The 12203-nt window shown below is 61.1% G+C and carries 10 protein-coding genes; 1 reads left to right on the forward strand and 9 read right to left on the reverse strand.

Going from position 1 to position 12203, the window contains the following annotated elements; genetic code table 11:
* Positions 1-42 precede the first annotated feature (42 nt).
* The 8 genes from nhaA to R6G97_RS09100 all read right to left on the reverse strand — a co-directional run bounded on the left by nhaA (position 43) and on the right by R6G97_RS09100 (position 9017).
* Positions 43-1233, reverse strand: a complete 1191-nt coding sequence (gene nhaA / locus R6G97_RS09065; RefSeq protein ID WP_043213114.1) for a Na+/H+ antiporter NhaA — start codon at positions 1231-1233, stop codon at positions 43-45.
* Between the two features lie 220 nt (positions 1234-1453).
* The gene (locus R6G97_RS09070; RefSeq protein ID WP_043213115.1) at positions 1454-3067 is read right to left on the reverse strand and encodes an NAD(P)/FAD-dependent oxidoreductase; all 1614 of its coding nucleotides are present in this window, start codon (positions 3065-3067) and stop codon (positions 1454-1456) included.
* Between the two features lie 104 nt (positions 3068-3171).
* Positions 3172-3846 (reverse strand): COG3650 family protein, encoded by a 675-nt coding sequence (locus R6G97_RS09075; protein ID WP_102081845.1) that lies wholly within the window; start codon positions 3844-3846, stop codon positions 3172-3174.
* Between the two features lie 187 nt (positions 3847-4033).
* Positions 4034-4735, reverse strand: coding sequence for an ABC transporter ATP-binding protein (locus R6G97_RS09080; RefSeq protein ID WP_043215137.1), 702 nt, complete (start codon positions 4733-4735; stop codon positions 4034-4036).
* Complete coding sequence (gene livG, locus R6G97_RS09085) at positions 4736-5503, reverse strand: high-affinity branched-chain amino acid ABC transporter ATP-binding protein LivG (RefSeq protein WP_043215134.1); 768 nt, start codon at positions 5501-5503, stop codon at positions 4736-4738.
* On the reverse strand, positions 5500-6756 hold the full coding sequence (locus R6G97_RS09090) for a high-affinity branched-chain amino acid ABC transporter permease LivM (RefSeq protein ID WP_043215133.1): 1257 nt from the start codon (positions 6754-6756) through the stop codon (positions 5500-5502). Before R6G97_RS09090 ends, livG begins: the two co-directional genes overlap by 4 nt.
* Positions 6753-7676, reverse strand: coding sequence for a high-affinity branched-chain amino acid ABC transporter permease LivH (gene livH, locus R6G97_RS09095; protein ID WP_043215131.1), 924 nt, complete (start codon positions 7674-7676; stop codon positions 6753-6755). The genes R6G97_RS09090 and livH overlap by 4 nt, the downstream gene beginning before the upstream one ends.
* Before the next feature lie 222 nt (positions 7677-7898).
* Complete coding sequence (locus R6G97_RS09100) at positions 7899-9017, reverse strand: branched-chain amino acid ABC transporter substrate-binding protein (protein ID WP_043215128.1); 1119 nt, start codon at positions 9015-9017, stop codon at positions 7899-7901.
* A 357-nt stretch (positions 9018-9374) separates the two neighbouring features.
* On the opposite strand from R6G97_RS09100, the gene R6G97_RS09105 reads away from it, so the two are divergent.
* Positions 9375-9680 (forward strand): DUF2288 domain-containing protein, encoded by a 306-nt coding sequence (locus tag R6G97_RS09105; protein ID WP_043215123.1) that lies wholly within the window; start codon positions 9375-9377, stop codon positions 9678-9680.
* A gap of 223 nt (positions 9681-9903) precedes the next feature.
* Here the strand turns inward: R6G97_RS09105 and R6G97_RS09110 are convergent, their stop codons facing one another.
* Entirely contained in the window at positions 9904-12084 is a 2181-nt protein-coding gene (locus R6G97_RS09110) for a hypothetical protein (RefSeq protein WP_043215121.1), read from the reverse strand.
* Positions 12085-12203: the final 119 nt, after the last annotated feature.

A 12203-nucleotide genomic window follows, 5' to 3' on the forward strand; every position in this document is an offset into this window, starting at 1 on the left:
GACTCGGTTTACGCCGGTCGGGGTTTTTTAGTGCCGTAGTGTTCAGTTGATGGGCTTGCGACTGGCCATCGCAGTCATTGCGTAACCGATCAGGGCCGCGAACAGGGAGCCGGTCAGGATGCCCATGCGGTCCATGCCGGCGAACTCGCTGTCCCCAGGTACGAAGGCCAGGGAGCCGACGAACAAGCTCATGGTGAAGCCGATGCCACACAGGGTCGCAACACCCAGCACCTGCCCCCAGTTTGCGCCTGCAGGCAGCGCAGCCAGGCGCAGCTTGACCGCAAGCCAAGTCAGGCCGAACACGCCGACCGTCTTGCCCAACAACAGGCCGACGGCGATACCCATGGGAACCGGATGTGTGAAGCTGTCCAGGTTCATGCCCGCGAGAGAGACACCGGCATTGGCAAAGGCGAACAGAGGCAGGATGGCATAGGCGACCCAGGGATGCAGGGCGTGCTCCAGTCGCAGCAGTGGCGAGGAGGCGGCGTGGCGAGTGCGCAGTGGAATGCACAGGGCCAGGGCCACACCGGCCAGGGTCGCGTGGACGCCGCTCTTGAGCACGCAGACCCAGAGGATCAGGCCCACCAGCAGGTAGGGTGTCAGCTTGATCACGCCCAGCCGGTTCATCGCCAGCAGGGTCAGCAGGCAAGCACCCGCCAGCATCAGCGAAACGTTCGACAGGGTACCGGAGTAGAACAGGGCGATGATGACGATGGCGCCCAGGTCGTCGATGATCGCCAGGGTCATCAGGAACAGTTTCAGCGACACCGGTACCCGCTTGCCGAGCAGCGCCAGCACGCCCAGGGCGAACGCGATATCGGTGGCGGTGGGAATGGCCCAGCCGGCGATGGCAGCCGGGTTGTCCCGATTGATCAGCCAATAGATCAGCGCGGGCACCACCATGCCGCCAATGGCTGCGGTGGCCGGGAGGATCACCTGGGAAGGTTTGGACAACTGTCCCTCGATGACTTCGCGCTTGACCTCCAGACCGATCAGCAGGAAGAACAGCGCCATCAGGCCATCGTTGATCCATAGCAGCAGAGGCTTGGCGATCTGCAGGGCGCCGACCTGCACGGCGACCGGCACGTCGAGCAGGCCGCCATACAGATACGAAAGGGGAGAATTGTTGATGATCAGGGCAAGGACCGCCGCGGCGATCAGTAGCAGGCCACCGGCGGCCTCCAGCTGGAGAAAACGGGTAATGAGGGTACGCACGGCCTGACGGGTCTCCATGAACGGGCTCGGATGAAAAAGACGTACACCCTAGCGTGGGGGCGTGGGGTATTGGAACAAAAACGCCCTGCGCTTTTGTTATAGGTTTTTACGGCTCGATCTGCGAAGCCTAAAGGGCTTTTGCCGGACACGGTGATGGAAAAAGTCTGGCGGTGTGAGGGTTCTTTCTGATCTTTGAACTCAGTTGAGGGCTGTGCTGCAGCCCTCGTTTCCATTTGAGTCAGGCATCGAGACCGAGCATGTCCCGTGCCACGGCTTCGGCGATACGAATGCCATCGACGCCTGCGGAAAGGATGCCGCCGGCATAGCCTGCGCCTTCACCTGCCGGGAACAACCCCTTCAGGTTGAGGCTTTGGTAGTCCGCACCTCGCGTGATACGCACCGGCGAGGACGTGCGTGTCTCGATGCCGGTCAGCACGGCGTCGTGCAGGTTGTAGCCCTTGATCTGGCGATCGAACGCCGGCAGCGCTTCGCGGATGGCCTCGATGGCGAAGTCCGGCAGGCTCGGCGCCAGGTCGCCCAGGGTCACACCTGGCTTGTAGGAAGGTTCAACGCTGCCCAGTTCAGTAGAGGGACGGCCGGCGACGAAATCGCCTACCAACTGCGCAGGCGCCTGATAATTGCTGCCGCCCATCACGTAGGCATGGGACTCCAGGCGTTCCTGCAGTTCGATACCCGCCAGCGGGCCGCCCGGGTAATCGCGCTCCGGATCGATGCCGACAACGATGCCGGAGTTGGCGTTGCGCTCGTTACGCGAGTACTGGCTCATGCCGTTGGTGACCACTCGGCCCGGCTCGCTGGTGGCGGCGACCACGGTGCCGCCCGGGCACATGCAGAAGCTGTAGACCGAGCGGCCGTTCTTGGCATGGTGCACCAGCTTGTAGTCGGCAGCGCCCAGCTTCGGGTGCCCGGCATATTTACCCAGGCGCGCCTTGTCGATCAGTGACTGCGGGTGTTCGATGCGGAAGCCGACCGAGAACGGCTTGGCTTCCATGTAGATGCCTTTGGCATGGAGCATGCGGAAGGTATCGCGAGCACTGTGGCCCAAGGCCAGGACCACATGGCGCGAGTGCAGCTGTTCGCCGCTCTCCAAGACCACGCCGGTCAGTTGACCGTCATCGATCAGCAGGTCGGTGACCTTTTGCTCGAAGCGGACTTCCGCGCCCAGGGCAATCATGTCCTGACGCATCTGCTCGACCATGCCGGTCAGTCGGAAGGTGCCGATGTGCGGTTTGTTGATGTAGAGGATTTCTTCTGGCGCACCGGCCTTGACGAATTCTTCCAGGACCTTGCGGCCATGGTGGTTCGGATCCTTGATCTGGCTGTACAGCTTGCCGTCGGAGAAGGTGCCGGCGCCGCCTTCACCGAACTGGACGTTGGACTCGGGGTTGAGCACGCTCTTGCGCCACAGGCCCCAGGTATCCTTGGTGCGCTGGCGTACTTCCTTGCCACGCTCCAGGATGATCGGGCGAAAGCCCATCTGCGCCAGCAAAAGGCCTGCGAAGATGCCGCAAGGGCCGAAGCCGACCACGATCGGCCGTTCCTGCAGGTCGGTAGGTGCATGACCGACGAACTTGTAGCTGACATCGGGGGCAACGCCGATGTTGCGATCGTCAGCGAACTTGCGCAGCAGTTGCGCTTCGTTGCTCGCTTCCAGGTCGATGGTGTAGATGAACAGCATTTCGCTGTTCTTCTTGCGGGCATCGTAGCTGCGCTTGAACAGGGTGAAGCTGAGCAGTTGTTCATCGGTGATGCCCAGGCGCTCGACGATCGCGTCACGCAGGGCTTCATCGGAGTGGTCCAGGGGCAGCTTCAGTTCGGTGATTCGTAGCATGGCAGGGTCCAGTATCCCGGCCATGGGGCGGCCGGCGGCTTTACACAAACCGCCAAGTATAAGCTGTTAGCCTTCCTGACTGGAGGATAAAAGCGCCCCGGTGATCAGTTGTCGCGGGCACCGCCGTAGTAGCCGCAGCCTTGCAGTGTCTGGCCATCGATACGCAGCTCGGCGCGCAGATGGCGAACAGCTCCGGTGGCGCCATCGATGCAGCGTTGCGGGGCGACCCACAGCTCGATGCGTTGGCCATTGGCTTCGCTGGACAGGCTCAAGCCACCGCCAGGCATCTGCTCTTCCAGGTAAGGTAGAGGCAGTGGGTCCTTGCCGACACGCTCCAGCACCATGCCCTTGCCGCTGGCCTTGATCGCCCAGTCCGGCTCGTGGCCGTCGGCGCGCAGGGTCAGTTGCTTGAAGTTGGGGTCTTCGCAGGCCTGTGTGGAAGGTTCGAGGCGATACAGGCGTTGCACTTCCAGGCGGCCGTCGTTGTTGGCCTGCTTGGTGCCGGTCAGGCTGCCGCGCACATCGGCGAACAGCTTGTCGCCTGCGTCGTCGGCCAGATTGGCAGCCTCCTGCAGAATGCCGGTGCCGGCAGCATCGCTGACCACGAAACGGCGGGCTTCATTGCAGGGTTTGAACAGCAACTGGCCGCCCCCGGCGCTCAGCTCGCCCTGCATGCGGGTGGTGCCGATATTCGGATCGACCGGCTTGTCCGCCATGAGCTGACAGCCGGCGAACAGCGGCAGCAGGGTGACGAGCAGCAGGGGAGGGGTCAGACGCATGGGGCGGGCTCCGAAAACGTTGCAAAAGAGCTGGCCACGTTACTCAGGCTGGACGTCTATCACAAGCGTGGGGTTGATTGTGCCGGCTCGTTCGTGGGTAAAACGGGAGGGCATGCCCGGTGGATGAGGCGCCTGCCTTTCAGGCATGAAAAAAGGGCCCGAAGGCCCTTTTTCAATCGTAGGTCGATCAGCCGCCCAGATAGGCGTCGCGCACCTTCGGGTCGACCAGCAGCGCTTCACCGGTACCCTGCATCACTACCTTGCCGTTCTCCAGCACATAGGCGCGGTCGGCGATCTTCAACGCCTGGTTGGCGTTCTGCTCGACCAGGAACACCGTCACGCCGTCACGGCGCAGTTGTTCGATGATGTCGAAGATCTGCTGGATGATGATCGGCGCCAGGCCCAGCGAAGGCTCATCGAGCAGCAGCAGCTTGGGCTTGCTCATCAGCGCCCGGCCGATGGCCAGCATTTGCTGCTCGCCACCGGACATGGTGCCGCCTCGCTGTACGTAGCGTTCCTTCAGGCGCGGGAACAGCTGCAGAACCTTGTCCAACTGCTCCTGGTAATCGCCCTTGTTGGTGAAGAAACCGCCCATTGCCAGGTTCTCCTCCACGGTCAGGCGGGCGAACACACGGCGGCCTTCCGGGACCACCGCGATGCTCTTGCGCATGATGTGCGAGGAGGGCTGGCCGACCAGTTCCTCACCCAGGTACTTGATGCTGCCGCTGTGGGCCTGGGGCGAGCCGCAGAGGGTCATCAGCAGGGTGGATTTGCCGGCGCCGTTGGCGCCGATCAAGGTGACGATCTCGCCCTGGTTGATCTCCACGTTGACGCTGTGCAGCGCCTGGATCTTGCCGTAGAAGGTGGAAACGTTCTCGAACTTCAGCATTTACGCCTCCCCCAGGTAGGCCTTGATCACATCAGGGTTGCCGCGAATTTCTTCCGGCGTGCCATCGGCCAGGGGCGTGCCCTGGTTGATCACCACGATGTGGTCGGAAATGCTCATCACCAGTTTCATGTCGTGCTCGATCAGCAGCACGGTCACGTTATGGGATTCGCGCAGGTAGGCGATCAGGGCCTTGAGGTCCTCGGTCTCCTTGGGGTTCAGGCCGGCGGCTGGTTCGTCGAGCATGATGATCCGTGGCTGGGTCATCATGCAGCGGGCGATCTCCAGGCGGCGTTGCTGGCCGTAGGCCAGGGTGCCGGCGGTACGGTTGGCGAACTCGGTCAGGTTGACCTTCTCCAGCCAGTACTGTGCGCGCTCCATGGCCTCCTTCTCGCTGCGGCGGAAGCTCGGGGTCTTGAACAGGCCTGCGAAGAAGTTGGTGTTCAGGTGGCGGTGCTGGGCGATCAGCAGGTTTTCCAGGGCTGTCATTTCCTTGAACAGACGCACGTTCTGGAAGGTCCGTACCACGCCTTTGCGAGCGATCTCATGGCCGGCCAGGCCCTGGATCGGCTGGCCGTCGAGCAGGATGGTGCCACCGCTGGGCTTGTAGAAGCCGGTCAGGCAGTTGAAGACGGTGGTCTTGCCGGCGCCGTTCGGGCCGATCAGCGCCACCACTTGTTTCTCCTTGACGGTCAGGCCCACGCCGTTGACCGCCAACAAGCCGCCGAAGCGCATGCTCAGGCCGCTGACTTGCAGAATTTCGCGGCTCATCGACGCAGCTCCATATGGGGACGTTGCATAGGCAGAAGGCCTTGCGGACGCCAGATCATCATCAACACCATCAGGGCACCGAACATCAACATCCGGTACTCGCTGAACTCACGCATCAGCTCCGGCAGCAGGATCATCACGATGGCCGCGAGGATCACGCCCAGCTGCGAACCCATGCCGCCCAGCACGACGATGGCGAGGATGATCGCCGACTCGATGAAGGTGAACGACTCCGGTGTCACCAGACCCTGACGGGCGGCGAAGAAGCTTCCGGCGAAACCTGCGAAGCACGCGCCGAGGGTGAAGGCCGACAGCTTGATCACGGTCGGGTTCAGGCCCAGTGCACGGCAGGCGATCTCGTCCTCGCGCAACGCTTCCCAGGCGCGGCCGATCGGCATGCGCAGCAGGCGGTTGATGACGAACAGCGCCAGCAACGCCAGCAGCAGGGCCACCAGGTAGAGGAAGATGACCTTGTTGATCGAGTTGTACGGCAGGCCGAAGAACTCATGGAAGGTCTGCATTCCCTCGGCGGCGCGGCGTTCGAAGGTCAGGCCGAAGAACTCCGGCTTGGGGATGTTGCTGATGCCGTTGGGGCCGCCGGTCCAGTCGGTGAGGTTACGCAGGAACAGGCGGATGATCTCGCCGAAGCCGAGGGTCACGATCGCCAGGTAGTCACCGCGTAGGCGCAGCACCGGGAAACCGAGCAGGAAGCCGAACGTGGCGGCCATCAAGCCGGCGATCGGCAAGCATACCCAGAAGCTCCAGCCCAGATAGTGCGAGAGCATGGCGTAGCTGTAGGCGCCGACGGCGTAGAAGCCGACATAACCCAGGTCGAGCAGTCCAGCCAAGCCGACCACGATGTTCAGGCCAAGGCCCAGCAACACGTAGATCAGGATCAGTGTGGCGATGTCGACCGCGCCGCGCGAGCCGAAGAACGGCCATACGAGCGCCGCGACGATCAAACCCATGATCACATAGCGCTGGGTTTTGGGCAGGGTCAGGTAGTTGCTGACGGCCGGAGGGATCAGTTTGCGATCCGAGCGGCGGCCCATCACCGAGTTCCATTGCTTGTCGAACAACACGCGCAGGAACATCAGTACCGAGCACACGGCGATGATGCTGATGGTGAACGAGCCCTGGCTGTGCACGGCCAGGCTGATGCCGTCGATGCTCAGTTTCAGGCCCAGTACCGGGAAGGCCACCGCCCATACCAGCAAGGCGCTGAAGAACGCCTGTTTGAGATTTCTGTTCATACTTTTTCAACCTCCGGACGGCCCAGGATGCCGGTCGGCCGGAACAGCAGGACAAGAACCAACAAGCCGAACGCCACGACGTCCTTGTACTGGTCGCCGAAGATATCGGCACCAAACGCTTCGGCCACGCCCAGCACTAGCCCGCCGAGCATGGCGCCCGGGATGCTGCCGATGCCGCCCAGTACCGCCGCGGTGAAGGCTTTGAGGCCCACCAAGAAGCCGGCGTTGGGGTTGATAACTCCGTACTGCATGCTCAGCAGCACGGCCGCCACCGCCGCCAGCGCGGCGCCGATGACGAAGGTCAGGGCGATGATGTTGTTGGTGTTGATGCCCAGCAGGTTGGCCATCTTGATGTCCTCGGCGCAGGCACGGCAGGCGCGCCCCAGACGGGAACGGGAGATGAACAGGGTCAGGCAGGTCATGGCCACCAATGTGACCACGAACACCAGGATCTGCATGTAGGACACCAGGACTTCCTCCGCACCGCCCGGCCCGAACGAGAAAGCGCCCGGAATCAGGTTGGGGATGGATTTGTCCTTGGAGTCCTGGGAAAGCAGGACAGTGTTTTGCAGGAAGATCGACATACCGATGGCAGAGATCAGCGGGATCAGGCGGTTGCTGTTGCGCAGCGGCCGGTAGGCGACCCGTTCGATGCTATAGCCATAGGCACTGGTGACGAAGATCGTCGCGACGAAAGCGACGGTCATCAGGATCGGCAGCGAATGGATACCCATCATGGCCAGGCCCGCAAGGGCGATGAAGGCCACGTAGGAACCGATCATGTACACCTCGCCGTGGGCGAAGTTGATCATGCCAATGATGCCGTACACCATCGTGTAGCCGATGGCGATCAAGGCATAGGTGCTGCCGATGGTCAATCCATTAACCAGTTGTTGGAAGAAATGGTAGATCTCAGGCATTACAGCGCTCCTAAAAACCTGATTTGCATTCGCTGGCGGGTGGTGAACCCGTCCCGCATCGTGGGCTTGGCAACGATGACAGGCACGGCCAGGGAACCGCGGGTGACGGTTTTAAGATTTTCAGGTGAAACCCCCTCCCGGATCGCGGGAATCGGGCCCATGAACCTCGTAAAACAAAGCCCACTGCTCACACAGTGGGCTTTCGGTTAGCTAGTCACGCTGTTACTGGGGGGAGACTTCGGTCTTCGGCTTGCCGAAGTGCCATTCGTAAACCACGAACTTGAAGTCCTTCAGGTCGCCCTTGTCGTCGAACGACAGGTCGCCGGTTGGGGTCTTGAAGGTGCCTTTGTGGATTTCGGCCGCGACTTTCTCGGCGTCGTCGCTGGTGCCGGCGGCCTTGATGCCGTCAGCGATCACCTGGACGGCGGAGTAAGCCGGGAACACGAACGGGCCGCTCGGATCCTGGTTCTTGGCCTTGATGCCGTCGACGATGGCCTTGTTCGCAGGGTCGGCGTCGAAGGACTTGGGCAGGGTGACCAGCAGGCCTTCGGAGGCATTCTGGGCAATCTGCGAGATGGAATCGTTGCCGACGCCTTCTGGACCCATGAACTTGGCTTTCAGGCCTTTTTCCTGGGCTTGGCGCAGGATCAGGCCCAGTTCTGGGTGATAGCCACCGTAGTAGACGAAGTCGACGTTGTTCTGCTTGAGCTTCTGGATGATCGAGGAGAAGTCCTTGTCACCAGCGTTCAGGCCTTCGAAGACAGCGACCTTGACGTTCTTGCCTTCCAGGGTCTGCTTGACCGCGGTGGCGATGCCTTCGCCGTACTGCTGCTTGTCGTGCAGGACCGCGACGACCTTTGGTTTGACGTGGTCGGCAATGTAGTTGCCGGCGGCAGGGCCCTGGGCGCTGTCCAGGCCGATGGTGCGGAAGATCAGCTTGTAGCCACGGGCGGTGATTTCCGGGCTGGTGGCAGCCGGGGTGATCATGATCACGCCTTCGTCTTCGTAGATATCCGACGCAGGCTGAGTGGAGCTGGAGCACAGGTGGCCGACCACGAACTTGACGCCATCGTTGACCACTTTGTTGGCGACCGCAACGGCCTGTTTAGGGTCGCACGCGTCGTCGTATTCCTTGGCCTCGAGCATCTTGCCGTCGATACCGCCTTTGGCGTTGATGTCCTCGATGGCTTTTTTCGCGCCGATGAACTGCATGTCGCCATACTGGGTGACCGGACCGGTCTTAGGGCCGGCGATACCAATCTTGATGGTGTCGGCGGCAAACGAATGGCTGGCAACCCCGGCCAGAACCATTGCGGCGAACAGCTTGGAAATCTTGATCATAGTGCTCCACTCATTCTGTTGTAATTCTTATAGTCCTGGCGGCCAGGGCTACAGATCGGGCGGCTCCGGCATGGCCACGCCATGTCGCAAGCCTACCTTCCCCCGGAACATGTCCCGGAACTGTACCGGTACAGTGTAGAGCGCCCTTCGAGCGCTTGAAAAGCGGGCGAAAAGCGCGACTTTCTCCGGGTGTCGCCTGATCGAAACAAAGATACAGAAAAGCGCCATTACTTTGCCTGCATCCTTGGCCCCACCCCACAACTTCGGGACTGATCGACCAATTTACGTATTTGAAACCGGGTTTTTCTGCAAAAATGCCGGCCTTTTCAAATGCCACATTTCTGCCGGTAGGAACCCATGACTGATCAAGCAAGCACCCTCTATGCCAAATTGCTCGGCGAGACGGCAATCATCGAGTGGAAAGCATTGGAGCGTTTCTGGGCCAAAGGTGACCTGATTTGGGTCGACCCCAGCCTGGACCTGATCGCTGTTGCCGAGGCGATGGCCGAGAATCGCAGCGAGATCTTTGCCAAGTGGCGCAATGATGGCACTGTGGCGCCCGTCACCGCAGAGCAGGCGCTGGACCTGCAAAGCCGCGATCCAGAGATCTGGGCGGTGGTCGTTTCGCCGTTTATCGTGATCCAGGTAAAGAAACCGGAATAAGCACGGGCGTTTTTAGTGCGCGAAAACGCACAGCGCGCCACAAGGGTGCGCATTGACGCTCACGTAAGGTGGAAACAAGTAACAACGGCGCCGTGGTTCGGCGTGGCGGTAACAGTTTACGGCATGCGTAATGCACATCCCGCTTCAGCCTTGGCCAGCGCCAGTTGAATCCCTGGAGCTGGCCAAGCCTGCGATGGGCCGCGACGCGGCCCCAAGCGGTCCGTTAGTAATCTACCCGCCCGGTATGGTTGTTCAAAGAGATGACCCGAGTCTTGCCAATCCGGTGGCGGAAGATCTCGCGCAGGTATTTCACTGCTTTCTTCACGCACTCGCGTGACAGGCGGATGTCGTTGATCGAGACGAAGCGGCTCTTGTCGTTGATCAACTCGCGGTACTTCTTCTCGTACATCGGTTTGATCGCGTACCAGTTGGTGTCGAGGATCTTGGCCGGGTTTTCGAACTCGTTGAGCAGGTCGTCGATGCGTTCTTCGGCGAAGTGCTCGCTGGTGATGAATTCGAGGATGGCGTTGTCCAGCGTGTCGTCGAAGCGGTACGGGGTACGCGCGAAGCAGCGCTTGATGAAGGCCACGATCAGTGTCAGGAAGTCGTCCGACAGGCACGGACTCTTGGCGATCAGGGTGGTCAGCGACAGATTCGCCGAGGCGCCGATGACCAGCGCGTAGCGCTTGAGCGTGGTATTGGGGAACAGGCTGTTGAGGTGGGTCTTGAGCCGGTTCAGGTCCATGTACGACAGCTTGTAGTCCTTGGGCAGCGACACGATCGACACCACCGAGGAGCAGTTCTTGAAGAAGTGCAGGTCATGCAGGGCCGCGGCGTCATAGCCGGAGGCTTGGTATTGCTCGAGCGCCGCGCGGTAGCGACGCGATTCGATCGGCAGCAGGCTGATCCCTTCGATGGCTTGGGTCTGCTTGTTGAAGTGCGGCAGGTCGATGGAGCGGAAGAACAGATCGTCGATGTCCAGCCGCGGGCTTTCTTTCTCGAACACCTTGAACTTGTCCGAAGCCGGCGCAGGGCGCTCCGGCACCACCGACTCGGCATAGGCGATGGCGACCGGGCCTGCCAGGCTCATGAACAGGTCGTTGGCGTCCAGGCGAATGGTTTCGCCAATGTCGATGCCGGCGCGACGGAAGTAGTTCTGGTCGTAGTCGGTGGTCACGGCCTGGGCCGTAAGGATGTTGAAGATCTGCTGGGAGATGTACTGGTTGGCGTGCTTCTCCATGGCGTTGACGTCGATGTTCTGGATCGTGCCGTCGTCGCTTTCCTCGGCGTAGCGCATGATGTCGTTGGAGATGAGCATCATGGCATTCCAGGGGCGGATGCGCCCCATGACGCTGGCTTCGCTGCTGTCTTCGTTATCGAAGTTGTACGAGAAGTCCCATTCTTCCGACAGGTACTTGCACAACAGGCGCCCGGCATTGATGTGCAATGCCTCGGACATCTCGCTGCGGTGGTCGGAGATATTCGGCAGCACGCAGATGCCGCTGGTGAAGATCGGTTCGAAGACGAACGAGTGACCGCTCTTGCCGTCGTTCTCGTCGGCTGGCTTGGTATCGAAGGTCTTGTTCATGTACGAGTACTGCTGGGCCAGGCCGAATTCCGAGGCCATGCCCGAGCCGGTACCGCCGCCGGCGCTGAAGATGTAGAAATACAGGCGCGACTGGTTGGCTTTGATGCCGCAGGAGTCGATCAGGTACGAGTGGATCAGTTTCCAGTCGGCGCTGGAGAAACGCTGGGTGTCCTTGTTGAGGATGATCTTGGCCAGGTACTGGCCTAGGATCGGCGCGTTACCGGCCCCGCCGGCGTGGACCTCGGACAGATCCATGATTTTCATCTTGCTGTAGTCACGCAAGAATCCACCGCGCTCGCCTTGGCGGGAGAAGCGGATGCGCCCGGCAATGTCCTTGTCCAAGTCACCGAGCATCACCAGCGGCTCCACCAGAAACACCGGCTTCATGGCCTTGTTCTGTACCAGACGCAGGTTCTGGCGGATCCAGCGCGCTGGGCTGTAGCCAGTTTCGCCTTTGTGCCGATCCTCGTTGTTGAACTCGTTGAGGAAGAATGTCCGGGCGTTGTAGACCAGCTCGGCCACGTCAAGGGCGATGTTCGAGCCACAGCGGCCCAGGCCGATCAAGCACACCGAAGGGAACTGCTGCTCCAGGCGCAGCTGGTTCTCATCCTCGGCATGCAGGTTCTGCGGAAACACCAGATCGCGCAGGCCATCGAGATTATCGAGGATGCGTTGGATGTCCGGTTCGGTGTAGTACAGGTATTGCTGCGTGGGCACACTGCGCAACGGCGCGAGGTCCCGGGCGGCACCCGTGGGCAGGGGGGAGGGGATCGACGACTCGGGCACCGCATTGGCAGAAGTAGTTGTTAGGGTCATAGTGCGCCATTTGCCTTGGGTGGTGGGCCGTCGGACAAGTTATGTCATCTAGCCATCACGGGTGGGATTACGCGACTGTATCGTCTGTTTGTCATGCTTCTTTAATCGTCTGCTTGGAG

Origin of the sequence: Pseudomonas sp. HTZ2 (genome assembly GCF_033173945.1) — a bacterium.
In the GTDB taxonomy this organism is placed as follows: Bacteria; Pseudomonadota; Gammaproteobacteria; order Pseudomonadales; family Pseudomonadaceae; genus Aquipseudomonas; species Aquipseudomonas guariconensis.